General features: G+C 67.8%; 18 protein-coding genes and 1 tRNA gene. 6 read left to right on the top strand and 13 right to left on the bottom strand.

Annotated features, from left to right (window positions below):
- Window positions 1-18: 18 nt before the first annotated feature.
- The 5 genes from FLX07_RS26380 to FLX07_RS26360 form a co-directional block, all read right to left on the bottom strand.
- Complete coding sequence (locus FLX07_RS26380; RefSeq protein ID WP_223853970.1) at window positions 19-384, bottom strand: thioredoxin family protein; 366 nt, start codon at window positions 382-384, stop codon at window positions 19-21.
- A 163-nt stretch (window positions 385-547) separates the two neighbouring features.
- Complete coding sequence (locus FLX07_RS37185) at window positions 548-1,588, bottom strand: zf-HC2 domain-containing protein (RefSeq protein ID WP_142574369.1); 1,041 nt, start codon at window positions 1,586-1,588, stop codon at window positions 548-550.
- A complete protein-coding gene (locus FLX07_RS26370) occupies window positions 1,585-2,097 on the bottom strand; it encodes a sigma-70 family RNA polymerase sigma factor (protein WP_244311171.1) in 513 nt (170 codons plus the stop codon). The genes FLX07_RS37185 and FLX07_RS26370 overlap by 4 nt, the downstream gene beginning before the upstream one ends.
- Window positions 2,098-2,158: 61 nt before the next feature.
- Entirely contained in the window at window positions 2,159-2,839 is a 681-nt protein-coding gene (locus FLX07_RS26365) for an LmeA family phospholipid-binding protein (protein WP_142574367.1), read from the bottom strand.
- 40 nt (window positions 2,840-2,879) lie between these two features.
- Window positions 2,880-3,128 carry a MoaD/ThiS family protein gene (locus tag FLX07_RS26360; RefSeq protein ID WP_142574366.1) on the bottom strand — a complete coding sequence of 83 codons (249 nt, stop codon included), beginning with the start codon at window positions 3,126-3,128 and terminating at the stop codon, window positions 2,880-2,882.
- A 247-nt stretch (window positions 3,129-3,375) separates the two neighbouring features.
- Here FLX07_RS26360 and FLX07_RS26355 point away from each other — a divergent pair, with 247 nt between their 5' ends.
- Window positions 3,376-4,083, top strand: coding sequence for a winged helix-turn-helix transcriptional regulator (locus FLX07_RS26355; RefSeq protein WP_142574365.1), 708 nt, complete (start codon window positions 3,376-3,378; stop codon window positions 4,081-4,083).
- Window positions 4,084-4,160: 77 nt separating this feature from the next.
- Here the strand turns inward: FLX07_RS26355 and FLX07_RS26350 are convergent, their stop codons facing one another.
- The gene (locus FLX07_RS26350; protein WP_142574364.1) at window positions 4,161-5,945 is read right to left on the bottom strand and encodes a bifunctional metallophosphatase/5'-nucleotidase; all 1,785 of its coding nucleotides are present in this window, start codon (window positions 5,943-5,945) and stop codon (window positions 4,161-4,163) included.
- Between the two features lie 130 nt (window positions 5,946-6,075).
- On the opposite strand from FLX07_RS26350, the gene mshD reads away from it, so the two are divergent.
- Window positions 6,076-6,966, top strand: coding sequence for a mycothiol synthase (mshD, locus tag FLX07_RS26345; protein ID WP_142574363.1), 891 nt, complete (start codon window positions 6,076-6,078; stop codon window positions 6,964-6,966).
- A 49-nt stretch (window positions 6,967-7,015) separates the two neighbouring features.
- Here mshD and FLX07_RS26340 read toward each other — a convergent pair whose 3' ends face one another.
- The 3 genes from FLX07_RS26340 to dcd all read right to left on the bottom strand — a co-directional run bounded on the left by FLX07_RS26340 (window position 7,016) and on the right by dcd (window position 9,364).
- Window positions 7,016-8,014 carry an inorganic phosphate transporter gene (locus tag FLX07_RS26340; protein WP_142574362.1) on the bottom strand — a complete coding sequence of 333 codons (999 nt, stop codon included), beginning with the start codon at window positions 8,012-8,014 and terminating at the stop codon, window positions 7,016-7,018.
- Entirely contained in the window at window positions 8,015-8,632 is a 618-nt protein-coding gene (locus tag FLX07_RS26335; RefSeq protein WP_030510423.1) for a DUF47 domain-containing protein, read from the bottom strand.
- A 156-nt stretch (window positions 8,633-8,788) separates the two neighbouring features.
- On the bottom strand, window positions 8,789-9,364 hold the full coding sequence (gene dcd, locus FLX07_RS26330; RefSeq protein ID WP_142574361.1) for a dCTP deaminase: 576 nt from the start codon (window positions 9,362-9,364) through the stop codon (window positions 8,789-8,791).
- A 119-nt stretch (window positions 9,365-9,483) separates the two neighbouring features.
- On the opposite strand from dcd, the gene FLX07_RS26325 reads away from it, so the two are divergent.
- Window positions 9,484-9,557, top strand: a tRNA-Gly gene (locus FLX07_RS26325).
- Between the two features lie 582 nt (window positions 9,558-10,139).
- Here FLX07_RS26325 and FLX07_RS26320 read toward each other — a convergent pair.
- Both FLX07_RS26320 and FLX07_RS26315 read right to left on the bottom strand, forming a co-directional pair.
- Window positions 10,140-10,655 carry a hypothetical protein gene (locus tag FLX07_RS26320; protein ID WP_208762404.1) on the bottom strand — a complete coding sequence of 172 codons (516 nt, stop codon included), beginning with the start codon at window positions 10,653-10,655 and terminating at the stop codon, window positions 10,140-10,142.
- 270 nt (window positions 10,656-10,925) lie between these two features.
- Complete coding sequence (locus tag FLX07_RS26315) at window positions 10,926-11,174, bottom strand: hypothetical protein (protein WP_142574360.1); 249 nt, start codon at window positions 11,172-11,174, stop codon at window positions 10,926-10,928.
- Window positions 11,175-11,477: 303 nt separating this feature from the next.
- Here FLX07_RS26315 and FLX07_RS26310 point away from each other — a divergent pair, with 303 nt between their 5' ends.
- On the top strand, window positions 11,478-11,969 hold the full coding sequence (locus tag FLX07_RS26310) for a DUF6650 family protein (protein WP_142574359.1): 492 nt from the start codon (window positions 11,478-11,480) through the stop codon (window positions 11,967-11,969).
- A 358-nt stretch (window positions 11,970-12,327) separates the two neighbouring features.
- Here the strand turns inward: FLX07_RS26310 and FLX07_RS26305 are convergent, their stop codons facing one another.
- Both FLX07_RS26305 and FLX07_RS26300 read right to left on the bottom strand, forming a co-directional pair.
- Complete coding sequence (locus FLX07_RS26305; protein ID WP_223853958.1) at window positions 12,328-12,684, bottom strand: helix-turn-helix domain-containing protein; 357 nt, start codon at window positions 12,682-12,684, stop codon at window positions 12,328-12,330.
- On the bottom strand, window positions 12,681-13,052 hold the full coding sequence (locus FLX07_RS26300; protein WP_142574358.1) for a type II toxin-antitoxin system RelE/ParE family toxin: 372 nt from the start codon (window positions 13,050-13,052) through the stop codon (window positions 12,681-12,683). Before FLX07_RS26300 ends, FLX07_RS26305 begins: the two co-directional genes overlap by 4 nt.
- A gap of 299 nt (window positions 13,053-13,351) precedes the next feature.
- On the opposite strand from FLX07_RS26300, the gene FLX07_RS26295 reads away from it, so the two are divergent.
- Window positions 13,352-13,852: a Rossmann-fold NAD(P)-binding domain-containing protein gene (locus tag FLX07_RS26295; protein WP_142574357.1), complete on the top strand. Its 501-nt coding sequence runs from the start codon at window positions 13,352-13,354 to the stop codon at window positions 13,850-13,852.
- A 57-nt stretch (window positions 13,853-13,909) separates the two neighbouring features.
- Window positions 13,910-15,508, top strand: a complete 1,599-nt coding sequence (locus tag FLX07_RS26290) for a carboxylesterase/lipase family protein (RefSeq protein ID WP_208762403.1) — start codon at window positions 13,910-13,912, stop codon at window positions 15,506-15,508.
- Window positions 15,509-15,606: the final 98 nt, after the last annotated feature.

Here is a 15,606-nt window from a genome sequence, read left to right as displayed (position 1 = left end):
CTTCCGTCTCGGCATCTGTCACACCTTGTCCGATGCTTGAGACGGTCCGTGAGACGTGCCGTCCACGGCCGCGCCGAGCGCGCCGATGACATCGGCCTTACGCGGCAGGCCGGACGCCCTCTTCACCACGTTGCCCGCCCCGTCGAGGACGAGCACGGTCGGGGTGCGCAGGACGCCGAATCGCCTGACCAGATCGAGGCGCGACTCCGCGTCGATCTCCACGTGGCGGACCCCGGGCACCATGGCGGCCACCTCGTCCAGGATCCGGCGCGTCGCCCGGCAGGGCTGGCAGAACGCGGTCGAGAACTGCACCAGCGTGGCACGCTCGCCGAGGTCGGCGGCGAGATCCGCGCTCGTCACCGGGGCGTGTTCCACGACCCGCATCCTTCCGTCGCGCCGTTTCAGGACCAGCCCGATGACCACGCCCAGCACGAGCGTGGTCACGACGGTCGCGATCCCTGCCATCACCGTCTGCAACCGTACGCCGGGTGCGGCTGATTCCCGCGCCGGATCACGGTGAAGTCACAGTGAGAGGTCACGGCTAGGGTCACGGCCTGGCGGCCACCAGGACGCGGCCACCCGTGTCGACGAGCTCGATCCGGTCGATCTGGCCGGGCCGCAACGCCGTCGAGCCTTCGAGGACCATCTTCTGACCGCGATATTCGCCTCTGCCCACGGTCCAGCTGCCGAGGGTCGAGACCGTGCCGTCCTTGGCGACCGCGCGCCACGTACCGACCGTGCCCGCGGGGACTCCGGCGACCCTGGCGACGACCTGCGTCCCGCCGTCGTGCGGCGCAAACCGCACGACGATGCGCGCGTCGCCGCTGCTTCCGCGCGCCTCGGACGGTGTGGCCGGCGCGGTGGCGGTCGCCTCAGCGCGCGACGGATCGGCCTTCCTCGCCATGACTCCGTCGGATGGCGCGGCCGAGGGCGCGGAGGAGGACACGGGCCCGGACGATGACAAGGGCGCGGGCGACTCCTGGGCGGCGAAGGGCTCTCCGAATGCCTCCGCCGACTTGTCGGCCCGGCCCGCCAGGTCCTGCGCCGTCTGGTCCTGGGCCGCACGGTCCTGGGCTGCCCGGTCCTGCGCTGCCTGATCCGGTGCAGCCTGGCCTTTCGCCGCACGGCTCGCCTGGTCCGGGGCCGCGGCGACCGACCCCGCTGCAGTGCCCTCCGAGCCCCTCTGCGCCGCCGACACCCACGCCGTGCCTCCCACGGCCGCGACGACGACGGACGCGGCGAGCGCCAGCAGCACGCGGGACCGGCGCCCGCGCCGGGCGGACGCCGCGACCGCCGGCGCCGTGCCGGGACCTGCGCCCGCACGCGGATTGGAACCCGCATCCGCGAGAGCATTTGCCAGAACATCAGCGAAGACACCGTCGAGCACGCTGCGCGGCGGCGCGGCGGCGCGCTCGATGTCCTCGGCCGACACGCGGGCGAGCAACGGCGGCAGCCCGGACAGCTCGGCCAGCTCCGCCCGGCAGGCCGCGCAGGTGTCCAGGTGGGCCTCGACCTCGGCGGTCTCCTCGGCGTCGAGCGCCCCCAGCACGTACGCGCCGAGCGAGATCCGCACCTCCTCGCAGGTCATGGTGCCAGCCCCCGTTCCTCCAGGGCGAGCTTCAGCGCCCGGAGGGCGTAGTAGGTCCGCGACTTCACCGTTCCCGGTGGGATGCCGAGGACCTCCGACGCCTCCTTCACCGATCTCCCCCGGTAGTACGTCTCCAGGAGCACCTCGCGGTGCTCCGCTCTGAGAGAGGCCAGCGCCTCCGCCACTCCCCACGACTCGACGGCCCGTTCCAGCTCGTCGGCGGCGGGCAGCACGGCGAGCGCCTCGTCCCCCGTCTCCTGCGGCCTGGACTTGCGGGCCCGGTGCTGGTCGACGACGAGATTGCGGGCGACGGTGAACAGCCACGCGCGAACCGGGCGTCCCTGGAGCCCGGAGGGATGCCGCCAGGCCCGAAGCAGCGTCTCCTGCACCACGTCCTCCGCCCTGCCCCGATCACCGGTCAACCGCAGCACGTAGCCGTACAGCGGCCCTCCGTGATCTTCCCAAAGTGCGCGTATGAGCTCCTCGTCGGCCGTTCCGGCTGGACTCACACCCTCATCACGTACGCCGGGGCGCGATGGTTCGGCGGTGTGACGACCGTCACGCGAGCCTTCATCGGAGGGGGACATCGGACGCGGTGCCCTGCACCGCGAGCCCTTCGCTGGTCGACTTCACGCGGGTGATCCTGAGGTTGAGCGGCAGATTCTTCACGGGCACGGTGAACGAGATGTACCGCTCGGGGTTCGGCACGGGGATACCGCCGGCGATCTTCACGTTCGTGGGCGTGAGCCGTATCCCGCCCTGGACCACCTGGATCTTCATGTCGGCGGTGACCGGCACCTGGTTCCCGAACGCGGTCACGTTGCCGGAGACGCGGAGCTCGTCACCGTCGGTGCCCTCGACCTTCATGCCGCGCGGCGCGCGGGCCGAGAGGGTCTGCCGGGAGATGACCACGGTCCCCGTCACGCGGTCGGCCCTGATCTCGGCGGCCGAGGCGTTCTGGATCAGGTCGGAGAGCGGGGCGGTGACGCCGTAGAGCGTGGCGTCGATGCGTTCGAGCTGCACGCCCTCCCGCTCCGTCTTCCCGATGCCGATGCTGATCTCCTCGTACCGGCCCGATATGGCCTGGGTGAGGAACGGTATGCCCTTGACCTGCACCGACGGGGTCTCCGTCAGGTCGTACTTCGCCTCGATCTGGCGGGCGATCTCACGCTGCACCCCGACCACGGCGACCCGGTCGAGCACGACGAGCACGATGGCCAGCAGGGCCACGGCAACGACCAACTTGCGCATCCGACCCCTCCGAAGGCGCCATTGTGATCAGAGTAGTCGCTCATCCCCCGGCGAAGGGGGGTAAAACCTCGACCACGGCACCGTCGGGAAGGTCGATCGTCGCCGGATCGCGCGTGCCCGCGGGTGCGCCGTCGACGAGGAAGGAGCACCGGCGCAGCACGCGCTCGACGGCCGGATCGCGGGAGATCCCCGCGAGCAGGTCTCCCAGCGTCTCGGCGTCGAACGGCTCCTCCGGCACGCCTGCGGCCTCCTTGGCCGCCGCCCAGTAGCGGATCGTTCCCCTGGCCATAGCGTGCCGCTCCCCTCACTCTCACGTCACCTCGTGGAAGCTCACCGTCACCGTCACGTTACGGCGCTAAACCACGTGACGTGTTGTTCACACGGGTGACGCACATTGGACCCAAACTTCGTGTGAGCTACCCTACGAATTAATGGACTCGGGCGATGTGGCCCCCGGGTCCTTACGTGTTTGTACGGCTGTCGCGGTTTCCAGTGCTGCAAACGGCGCCGAGCCGACATGGTGCGAGGAGGCTCATGTGAGCAATCTGCTCCTGCTGACCAACGCTCTGGAGCCATCGGCGGAGACACTCCCGGCACTCGGACTACTGCTGCACTCGGTGCGGGTCGCACCCGCCGAGGCCTCCGCACTGATCGACACGCCCCCGGCGGACGCCATCCTGGTGGACGCGCGCCGCGAGCTCGTGCAGGCCAAAAGCCTGTGCCGGCTGCTGCGCACGACCGGCGTCACCTGCCCGCTGATGGCGATCGTGACCGAGGGCGGCCTCGCGGCGATGACGGCGGAGTGGGGCGTGGACGACGTGATCCTCGACACCGCGGGCCCGGCGGAGGTCGAGGCCCGGCTGCGGATGGCGGTCGGGCGGCTGTCGCTGGCATCCGCCGACGAGGTCCCCGACGAGATCCGCAGCGGTGACCTGTCGATCGACGAGGCCACCTACACGGCCCGGCTGCGCGGGCGCGCGCTGGACCTCACCTTCAAGGAGTTCGAGCTGCTGAAGTACCTCGCCCAGCACCCGGGCCGGGTCTTCACCCGCGCCCAGCTGCTGCAGGAGGTCTGGGGCTACGACTACTTCGGCGGCACCCGCACCGTGGACGTGCACGTACGGCGCCTGCGCGCCAAGCTGGGCGCCGAATACGAGGCGCTCATCGGAACCGTCCGCAACGTGGGCTACCGCTTCGTCCCCGATCGCGGCGAACAGAACGAGGCCGAACCCGCCAGACGCTGATGGCCCACCCCTGACGGGGGCGGGCCATCGCTTTTCAACCGATCATTACTTTTCGGCGATCATCGCCTTTCGGCCGATCACCGGATGAGGTTGATCCGGCCGGTGGCCGGCGGGGCGATCGGCGAGTGCGCGCCCATGTAGGCGACGAACGCGTCGATGTCCAGCGGGCCGCTCCACAGGTTCGTGCCCTGGGTGAAGACGCCGAAGCCGTCGCCGCCGCCGACGAGGAAGTTGTTGGCGGCCACCCGGATCTGCTGGGTGTCGGTCACCGCAGTGCCGTTGATCTTGATGTCGGAGACCCGCGAGCCCACAGGCTTCGTCGTGTCGAAGGTGTAGGTCAGCGACGAGGACGGCTGGAGGATCCGCTGGGTGATCCCGCCCGTCGCGGGGTCGACCGTCCAGATCTGCTGCTCCAGCAGCGCCTTGAGCTGGGCCCCGGTGAGCGTGACGACCTGCATGAGGTTGTTGAACGGCTGCACCTGGAAGGCCTCGCCGTACGTCACGACGCCGTCGCCCTCGGAGCCGCTCTGGGCGTAGGTCAGGTCGGTGCGGACGCCGCCCGGGTTCATCAGCGCGATCTCCGCGTCGCCGCCGTCCTTGGTCGCCTCAAGCTGCGCGTCGGCGATGAGGTCGCCGAGCGGTGTCTCGCCCACGTTGCTGCCGCGCCCGATGTTGGCCGTGATCTTGCCGATCGGCTTGTCTGCGACGGTCGAGACCCGCTCCTGCCAGGTCTTGATGTACGCCTCGGTGTCGGCGTCCGGGGTGACGGTGCGGGTCACCACGTTGTTCTTGGCGACGACGCTGGAGCGGATGACGTCCTTGGTCTTGTGGTCGACGCGGAAGTCGATCTGCGTGATCGCGCGGCCGAACGACGAGCCCTGGGTGTAGACGCGGTCCTGACCGGCCGGGTCCTTCACCTTGCAGACGTACGCCTGGTGGCTGTGGCCGCTGATGACCATGTCGATCTGCGGGTCGAGGCCCGTGGCGATCCGCGAGCCGTTGCCGGGGACGACCGGACACGAGCTGGGGTCCTGGTTCGGGTTGATGTTGTCACCCTCGTGGACCAGCACGACCTGCGCCTTGACCCCGTGCTGGGCGAGGTACTTCGACGCCTTGTTGGCCGCCGCGACCTCCTCGGTGAACTGCAGGCCCTTGATGCCGGCGGCGGTGACGATGTTCGGAGTGGTCTGGGTCACCAGGCCGATGAAGCCGATGTCCACCCCCTTGATCTTCTTGACGTAGAAGGGCGGCAGGGCGTAGTCGCCGTTGCCCTCCTTGAGCACGTTCGCCCCGAGATAGTCGAACTTCGTGCCCTTCCACTCACCCGCCGGGGAGCAGCCGTCGACCGGGTGGCAGCCGCCGTTCGTGATGCGGTTGAGCTCGTCGATGCCCTCGTCGAACTCGTGGTTGCCGGCCGAGGAGGTGACCAGGCCGAGCTTGTCGAGCAGGGCGACGGTCGGCTCGTCGTGGTAGGCGGCCGACAGCAGCGGCGACGCGCCGATGAGGTCGCCCGCGGCCACCAGGAGGGTGTTGGGGTCGCGTAGCTGCTTGAGGTGGGCGGCCAGGTAGGACGCGCCGCCCGCGATCGAGTATTTCGCACCGGCGATGCCGGTGAGCGAGCCGTCGGTGTCGGTGTTCGCGCCGTTCGGGTCGAGGATCCGGGAGCTGGACCCGGTCGGGGGCTCCAGGTTGCCGTGGAGGTCGTTGATGGTCAGCAACCGGATGGGAACGGAGGGGCCGGGCTTGTCAGGCTTGGGGGGCTTGGGACCGGGAGATGCGGCTGCCGTGCCCATCGTGAGGGCCGCGACGCCGACCATAGCGGCGCCGGCGATGGCCAGTCGCGTCAGGGATGCTCGGGTCATGACCTCCGACAGTAGGGCCGGGATCTAAGCAGGAAATGGCGCAAAGATAACGATTCAGGGGGTAAACCCATGGCGTCTATTGCCGAAGCCCGGTAGGGAGATCGCCGGGCCTTCACTTATCGTGCCAGACATGGACGTACGCGTGGAGATCACGGAACGGCTCGATGACGAGCAGGTGGCGGCGGTGCTCGCCCTGGTGGAGGCGGCCGCCGAGGCCGATGGTGTCGGTCCGCTCAACGAGCACGTGATGCTCCAGGTGCGCCACGGCGCCGAGCCGGGCGCGAGAGCCGTGCTGCTGTACGAGGACGGAAAGGTCGCGGGCTTCGCCCACCTGGATCCGGCGGACCCGGCGGAGGGGCCGAGCGGCGAACTCGTGGTGCATCCCGCCTTCCGCGGGCGCGGTCTGGGCCGGCGACTGCTGGGCGACGCGCTGGAGGCGAGCGGGGGCAGGCTGCGCCTGTGGGCGCACGGCGACCTGCCCGGCGCCGCCCGTCTCGCCGCGAGCGCGGGCCTGGCCCGGGCGCGCTCCCTGTGGCAGATGCGCCGCCCGCTGTCCGAACCCCTGCCCGCCGCCGCCCTCCCCGAGGGCGTACGGCTGCGCACGTTCGAGCCGGGACGCGACGAGAAGGCATGGCTGACGCTCAACGCGCTGGCCTTCGCCACCCACCCCGAGCAGGGCTCCTGGACGCCTGCCGACCTCGAACTACGGGAGCGGGAGTCGTGGTTCGACCCCGCCGGCTTCTTTCTCGCCGTACGGGGGGAGGCATTGGCGGGCTTCCACTGGACCAAGGTGCACGGCGGCGACGAGCCGATCGGGGAGGTCTACGTGGTGGGGGTCGCGCCCGGCGAGCGCGGCACGGGTCTCGGCCGGGCGCTGACGCTCGCCGGGCTCGCGCACCTGCGCGCGCTCGGCCTCGCCCAGGTCATGCTCTACGTGGACGAGGAGAACGCCGCGGCGGTCCGGTTGTACGAGTCGCTCGGGTTCACGCGGTGGAATACCGATGTGATGTACCGGCGCTGAACGCGGACGGGCCGGTCCCCTTCGGGGGCCGGCCCGTTTCCTGTGCGATCTATCCGAGGATGAGGTTGAGGAGGAAGTAGCCGAGCGCCGCGACGACGGCCGCGGCGGGGATCGTCAGGATCCACCCGGTCACGATGTTGCCGGCTATGCCCCACCGTACGGCCGACAGCCGCCGTGTGGCGCCCACACCCATGATCGCGGAGGTCATGGTGTGCGTGGTCGAGATCGGGGCGCCGAACCCGATGGCGGCGGTGTAGAGGACCGACGACGCCGCCGTCTCGGCCGCGAAACCGCTCGGCGGGTCCAGGTGGATGATCCGCCTGCCCATCGTCCGCATGATGCGCCAGCCACCGGAGTACGTGCCGAGAGAGATCGCCGTGGCCGAGGCCGTGATGACCCACTCGGGAATGCCGCTCTGCGGGGAGGCGTATCCGCCGACGACGAGCGCCAGGAAGATCACGCCCATCGTCTTCTGCGCGTCCTGCAGTCCGTGGCCGAGCGCGATGGCGGCCGCCGACACGGGCTGCACGTACCGGAATCCCCGGCTGGTGCGGTGGGGGTTGGACTTGCGGAAGATCCAGAGAAGAATGGTCATGATGATGCCGCCCAGGACGAACCCGATGACAGGCGACAAGATCATGGGGATGACGACCTTCTCCAGCACCCCGGACCAGTGCACGGTCGCGCTGGCGGCGATGGCGGAGCCGCACAGTCCGCCGATCAGGGCGTGGCTGCTCGACGAGGGCAGGCCGAAGTACCAGGTGATGAGGTTCCAGACGATCGCCCCGATGAGTGCGCCGCCCACGATGAGCAGCCCATGGGTGCCGTCCGGAGCATCGATGATCCCCTTGCCCACGGTCTGGGCCACCTCGGTGCCGAGATGGGCGCCGATGAAGTTCATGACCGCGGCGAGGAGGAGTGCGATGCGCGGCGTCAGCGCGCGGGTGGAGACAGAGGTGGCGATGGCGTTCGCCGCGTCATGGAAACCGTTCGTGTAGTCGAACGCCAGCGCGATGACGATCACGCCGATGACAAGCGCAAGCTCCACTTAGCTTTCCTTGACTGCGATCGTCTCGATCGTGTTCGCGACGTGCTCGAAGGCGTCCGCGGCGAGCTCAAGCTGCTCGATGACCTCACGCATCTTCATGACGGTGAGGGCGTCGTACTCGCCGCTGAACAACTTCGCCAGCAGCCTGCGGTAGACCTGGTCGGCCTGGTTCTCGAGCCGGTTGATCTCGATCCAGTATTCGTTGAGGTGCTGCATCGACCGCAGACGCGGCATCGCGTCCGCCGTCAGCTCGGCGGCCCGTTCGAGGACCTCCACCTGGCGTACGACCTCCTTGGGCAGGTGGTCGATCTGGTAGAGGACGATCAGGTCGGCCGCAGCCTCCATGTAGTCCATCACGTCGTCGAGATTCGACGCGAGGCGGTAGATGTCCTCGCGGTCGAAGGGCGTGATGAAGCTCTCGTTGAGCCGGTTCATGATCGCGTGAGTGCGCTCGTCGCCTGCGTGTTCGCAGGCGCGCATCTTCTCGGCCAGACCCTCCCGGTCCGAACCGTCGCTGATGATCTCGACCAGCAGACGCGATGCGGTGACGAGGTTGTTCGCCGAGTCGGCGAACAAGTCGTAGTAGCTGTCCTCACGGGGCGTGAGACGCAGGCGCACGTCGTTTCTCCAGATGTGCGGGGACGGTCCGCAGAGAAGAGTACGGGTTACCAGTGGAAATGCGAAGTTCAGGCCATACAAGCCCGCTTGTAACCTACTCTTCCCCTTCCCGCTGCCCAGAACGTCCCCCGTAACACACTTGTTGCCTGAGCCACTTCAGATCTTGGTGCGGTGGAAGTTCAGGAACGACCTGCTCGGGGTCGGGCCCCGCTGCCCCTGGTAGCGCGAGCCGTACCGGTCCGAGCCGTAGGGGAACTCCGCGGGCGAGCTGAGCCGGAACATGCAGAGCTGACCGATCTTCATACCCGGCCACAGCTTGATCGGCAGCGTGGCGACGTTGGACAGTTCGAGCGTGACATGCCCGTCGAAGCCGGGGTCGATGAAGCCGGCCGTCGAGTGCGTCAGCAGGCCCAGCCGGCCCAGGCTCGACTTGCCCTCCAGCCGTGAGGCGACGTCGTCGGGCAGACTGATCACTTCGTACGTACTGGCCAGCACGAACTCCCCCGGGTGCAGGATGAACGGCTCGTCGCCGTCCGGCTCCACCCGCCGGGTGAGGTCCGGCTGCTCCATCGCGGGGTCGATATGCGGATAGCGATGGTTCTCGAACACCCGGAAGTAGCGGTCCAACCGCACATCGATACTGGACGGCTGAATCATCGCCGGGTCGTACGGGTCGAGCTTCACCCTGCCCGACTCGATCTCGGCGCGGAGGTCACGATCGGAAAGCAGCACGGGTGCAAGGCTAGTGGGCCCCCTGACCGGGGGGTATCGGGGATCTTCGCGTCGGGACTGCAGGAGCACGCCCCGAATCCGCTACAGTAGGGGCAGCGGCGGGCTTAGCAGCCGGTCACGCGGGTGTAGTTCAATGGCAGAACATCAGCTTCCCAAGCTGACAGCGCGGGTTCGATTCCCGTCACCCGCTCCACGAGCGAAGGCCCAGGTCAGGACAGGAACCCAGACCCGGGCCTTGATTGTTTCTGAGGTCATCTCGATCTTCCGTGCAATTAGCGTGCAATTAGCCCACGGGGACCGGGACGCCTGCCGAGCCATCCCCGCCCTCGTCACCGGCCCCGCCGATGTGCTTGTCGATCGCGTCCGTGATCGTTCTGTCGGCACCTCGTACAGCGTGCTGATGGATCATGGCCGCCCGGACGTTGTCGTGCCCCATCCGGGCCATCAGGTCCTTGAGGCCGGGTGATCGCCAAGGGCATGCTCACCGTCACTCGGCCGTAGGTGGTTGAGGTAGGGCCTGATCACCCCGCCCGCCATCGACCCGGGACGAGCCGAGCAGACCAAGACCGCCGGGTCCAGGTCGTTCGTCCGCGGGGCGCTCCACCTGGACCCGGCGGTCTTGGCCCGCTTCCCCTTCGGGCGGGTCGACGGCATACGGGGTGATCAGGGTGGCGAGGCGTGCGCGCCACGCAGGAGACGTCACGAGCTGATCGTTGTCTAATGAGGCTGCGCTGCCAGTCTTCCGCCACTCCGTTCCTGCTTCTCCAGCGGTTGGTCAGTGGTGGATCTGGATCTCAACACGGTGGCGGATGTACTCGTCGGGATGCGATCGGGCGATCGCCACCGCGGTGTCGATGAGGGTGTGAAGTTCCGGCGGGTACGCCTTTGGAAAGAGCGGCAGACCAGGAAGGATGCAACGCCGGACGTCCACGTGCTCATTGCGGATGAACTCGCGCAGCGCGGACTCGTGCCAGATGGCCTCGGCCGTCTCTTCGGCGTTGGCCGGCATCTCTGCGCTCAAGTGCAGAAGCCGAAGAGGGAGGGCCGACCAGTACCACGCCCGTGCCGAGCCCGCGCGCTCCTGGTCGGTGCCTGTTCGCAGATAGTCGAGCAGCGCCAACTGGACACGGCGACGCCCGAAGGCATTCAGAGCCGACTCGACGAACACGCGGTTGAAACTCGGGTTCGGGTCGTAGACCGCCGCCTCGATCAGCGCGTCGAAGCACTCCCCCGGCAGTCCCGATCGCGTGGCGAATCCTTGCGAATCGCTACTCGCGCCTGCGATACCCACGTGCGCGCACCCGGCACGGGAGTGACCTCGATCCCGAACAGCCGGATCAATTCGGCCACGCACCTGTGGAAGGGCTCCGATCCGTCCTCCGTCTGCTTCGGCAGCGCAGAGAAGGTCCGCGTTTCACTCGCAGAGTCCTTGCCCGCAGCCGTTCCGTTCTCAGGCATATGGCCTCCCCTTGCTCGTGTTCCCTGCAATTCCCAAGCTGACCGCATGGGCCTGATTCCCGTCACGCGCTCACTCGGGGATCAGGCGAGCCAGGTCCTGTTCCTAGAGGGCAGCGATGGCCACCTCCATGTGATCACGCGTTACCTTCTCGATCACGATGAGGTTGGGTTCCCGGAAGTAGGAGCCGCCGGCGAGCTCATCCGAGATCTCTTGGTTCAGCCGTACCGGATCGTAGAACACAGGTCGGATACGCGCCCCGTTCCACTCCACCGTGACGCCTTCGAACCAGCCCTTGGCCTCAACCTCCCAGGCATAGTCACCGAAGTCATCGGGCCACTGCACGGTCAACACGACAGGAGCGTACTGGCTGCACCACAGCAAGATCACCGTGCAACTAGCGTGCAATTAGACAGGGTGACGAAGGGTCAACCACGGTCACTCACGACCGGCCCGAATCCCAGCTCAGCGGCCCTACGAGCCCTGATCCATACACTTCCCAAGCTGACAGCGCAGGTTCGATTCCATCGCCAGATTCCGGCTGCTCATGAGGTCATGCCCACCTCGTGCATGCTACTGACCGTGATTCCACTCCGATCGGCGTAAGCGGACACTACGCTCAAGCGTATGGGTCGCATCCCTTATGAAGTTACAGGCGTGAGCCTGCCGGGCTTCGGCATTCAATGGCAGAAGACAAGCACAGACCGAAAGATCGCTAACGAGGTGATCGTCTTCCTGGAAGACCGTAGGCTCCTCTTCGGCGATCGGCATGTTGACGACGAAGGCGACTGCGTTCACTCGGCCCTCCAGATCAGGACCTTCCTCACGGAACAGCTCAGACGGGACGGAGTAGGTCGAGAACTCCGCCACATCCTCAAGGCCATGCGGGCCACATGCCGCAACTTTGTTGATGCCGCTGGACCGGGAGGCAGGAACTTCGGATTCCAGATGGGTCCGACTGGAGCCAACCGGTTCGGCCTTGCACTGGGTGATCTGCGGTCTCGCATGGGCTTTTACATTGCCGCGATAGCTACGCAATACAAGATCGAAATAGATGAGGATCTGTCTACGATCCTCCCACCGCCCCCTGAGGAGAGGGATGATGATGTTTCCTGGTTTCCCGGCTTCGAGGAGCAGGCGGGCTCTTGATTAGGGACCTTCCACGGCACTCCTGTCGACCGCCCGTGCCCGTTGCGTGCCCGTTCGGCTGGCGACCAGCGGGAACTATCGGGAACTCACGGTGACTCGACCGCCGTAGGCGCAGGTCAGCGTTTACCCAGCTCAGGGCGCGTGATCTCGGAAGGCTTCCCAAGCTGACAGCGCGGGTTCGATTCCCGTCACCCGCTCCAACCTCAAAGGCCCAGCTCAAGAATGCGGTCTAGAGCTGAGCCTTCCTCGCTTCCCTGATGCTGACCGCTCCCGAGTAAGCCTGTCGCGGCTGAAGACCGCTACCGCGGAAGGCGCAGCGGAAGCCTACGAACGCAGCCTCGAAGTGGTCATCTGCAACTTATGCGGTCGCGAGCTGCCGGTGATGCAACCTCAGAGGCTCGACTTCGGTGGTGTCGTCATCGACGACGAGCTCGACGCGGAACCGAACCCCCATTGCCGCACCGAGGCGCAGCAGTGTCGCTATATCCGGAATGCCGCCACCGCCCTCGATGCGAGACAGGGCGGGTTGAGACATGCCAGAGCGCTCCGCTACGACCTTCTGAGACAAGCCTCGGCGCTTACGGATCTCACGCAACTGGTCTCCGAGCTCCAAGTCACGGCCCGCCTGCTCGTATTCGGAGTGGGGCTGCGCATCCGCTTCCATCGCGCGCAGACGCTTCGCCTTGTAGGTCTCCCAACGGCTGTGACTCATCATGCGCTCCTCTCGAACACGTGCGTGGTGGTTAGGTCGTGCTCTGCCTCACACCGCTTCTTAGCAGTGATCGCTCGGTCGATGTCGGCGGTCTGCGTCCCATCCTGTGTCTTGCGAAAGACGGTCAGGATCACGATCACCTTGTTGGACGGCTTCCAGAAGGTCAACCGCCAGGTCGTGCGGTCGAGAGCAACACGCAGCTCGTGCACACCTTCGGCATCCTTCAGCTTCTTTACGTGATCCCCATCAGGGATGCCACCAGTGACGAGGTAGTCGTCTACGTTCCGCATGACCCGCTGGTAGAGCGGAAAGGAAAGTCCGTCCAGCCAAGACTCCACCTCCGGCTCTAGGTCAATCTCCCACTGCGGCATACCGTCAATGGTATATGCACTCCATGGTAACCCGCGGCGGGAACGGATGCCAGTCCTACCCCCGCGCCCACTTCTCGATCGTGCTTGCTCGCCAAGATCGCCCCGGCGACGTTAATCACGTGCCAGATGCGTGCCAGAACGGACGGCGATCAGCAGTCAACCACGGGGACTCGCGGTGACTCGACCGCCATAGGCCCAGGTCAACGGTTTCCCAGCTGGGACGGCTTGATCTTGAAAGACTTCCCAAGCTGACAGCGCGGGTTCGATTCCCGCCATTCGGCCAGAGCTGAGATGCGGTGGTGGACACCTCCGGGGAGCAGCCGAGCGACGTACTGCTCTCCGCCGGGCTCCTACGCGAGCGCGCCGGCCACTACACGTTCGTCTCCTCCATCCACGCGTTCTCGGACTGGGGTGAGCGCCCCATGAACGAGGACTCCCTCACGTGCCCCTGTCCTGCCGACACCCCGCCCGGCCAGCCCGCAGGCAACCACTTGAAGGCCGGGTGCGAACGCGCGGTGCTGGAGCGGTTCGGCGCGGACCGCTCGCTGATCCTCAACTGCGGCCTGCTCGTCGGCCCGTACGAGAACGTGGGCCGCCTGCTGTGGTGGCTGGACCGGATGGCGCGGGGCGGCAAAGTGCTGGCCCCCGGCGACCCGGACCGCGCCCTCCAGATGATCGACGCGCGCGACTTCGCCGCCGGCCGCACCCCCCGCGCACATGCAGGTGATCAGGAAGGCCCTGCGGAAGATCGTGCGCGCTCTCGGAGCCGTCCCCTGTTTCGCATACGACAGGAGACGTAGTCGCGGGACCGCCGACGAGACGACGCGGAACAACCCGGAAGCCGAAAGTCTGGCCGCATGCGTAGAAAGCCGCTGTTGCTTGTCCTCGCCGCCGTCCTGATGGTTCCGCTGGGCGGAGGCGTGGCCCACGCACGGGTGGCAGGCGATCACGATCCGGCCCTCGTGCGAACCGCCCAGGGCGCCGTGCACGGTCTTCCCGGCTCCGACCACCGGACGTTCTCTGGGATCCCGTACGCGGCGCCGCCGACCGGCGATCGGCGGTGGCGGGCGCCGGGCCCCGCGCCGACGTGGGCAGGCGTGCGTGACGCCACCAAACCCGGCAGTCCCTGCCCCCAGCTTGACGGAGGCGGCCCCGATCGGCCACCGCAGCCGCTCGGCGATGAGGACTGCCTGTTCCTCAACGTCACCACGCCTGCCTCCCGGCCGGCCGAGCGGCTTCCCGTCATGGTCTGGATCCACGGCGGCGGGTTCGTGGCGGGCGCGGGCAGCGAGTACGACCTGAGCCGGATGGCCACCCAGGGGAAGGTCGTCACGGTGACACTCAACTACCGGCTGGGAGCCCTGGGCTACCTGGACCATCCGGCCATGAGCGACCCGTACGAGGGCAACTACGCGCTCGCCGACCAGCAGGCGGCACTGCGCTGGGTGCGGCGCAACATCGCGGCCTTCGGGGGCGATCCCGCCAACGTGACGATCTTCGGCCAATCGGCGGGCGGTTTCAGCGTGTGCGCCCATCTGGCAGCGCCTGGATCGCGCGGCCTGTTCCAGAAGGCGATCGTGGAGAGCGGCCCCTGCGGCGACGCCTTCGTCACCCGGGCGGCGGCGCGGGCGCGGGCCACGAAGATCGCCGCCGACCTCGGGTGCGCCACCCGGACTGCGGCGTGCCTGCGGGCCAAGCCCGTGGCCGAACTGCTCCCCATCGGCTCCGATCAGGTCTTCACCGCGACCGCCCGCATCGGTGACATGCCCTGGATCTTCACGGCGGGCACGCCTGCGCTGCCGACGCAGCCGCTGGAGGCGTTGCGCCGCGGCCTGGCCGCGCCGGTCCCCCTCCTCCAAGGGGCTACCCATGACGAGATGCGGCCTTTCGTGGCAGTGCAGTTCGACGCGCAGGGCCGACCCGTGACGGCACAGCAGTATCCGGAGATACTCGCCGACCTCTTCGGGGACGACGCCGACGCCGTGCTCGATCGTTATCCGGTCGCCGGCTTCCCCACACCGAGCCTCGCACTGGCCACCGTGCTGACCGACTGGGGCGCGAAACTGGGCGCCTGCTCGCAACTTCCGGCGGACGACGCGGCGGCCTGGCGTGCCCCCGTCTATGCCTTCGAGTTCGCCGAGAGCTCGGGGCAGGAAATCGTCGGCCTCCCGCTCGGAGCCGGGCACGCGGCCGAGCTGCCGTACCTCATGGAGGGCCCTAACCCGCCTCTGGCGCTCTCTCCCGCACAGGAGAGGCTGTCGCGCGACATGATCGCTTACTGGACGCGTTTCGCCGCGACCGGCGATCCCAACCTGCCGGGGCTACCCCACTGGGCGGCCTACCACTCCGGCGGTACGGTCCTCTCGCTCGCGTCCGGTCCGCAAGGTGTGCATCCGGTGAACTTCGTGAGCAGTCACCAGTGCGCCTTCTGGCGCCACCCGCAGCACGCGTCGTAACCGACCAGGAAGGGACCTCCAGTGAACAGCACCGCCGACCCCCGGTTCCCAGAGCGGGCGGGAGGACGGCCGGCAGGCAGGCGTGAGCCCCACGGCCG

The sequence above is a fragment of the Microbispora bryophytorum genome (assembly GCF_006874465.1).
GTDB lineage: Bacteria > Actinomycetota > Actinomycetes > Streptosporangiales > Streptosporangiaceae > Microbispora > Microbispora bryophytorum.
Note: the sequence above shows the minus strand (reverse complement) of the source record. Positions and strands in the feature narration are given on the sequence as shown.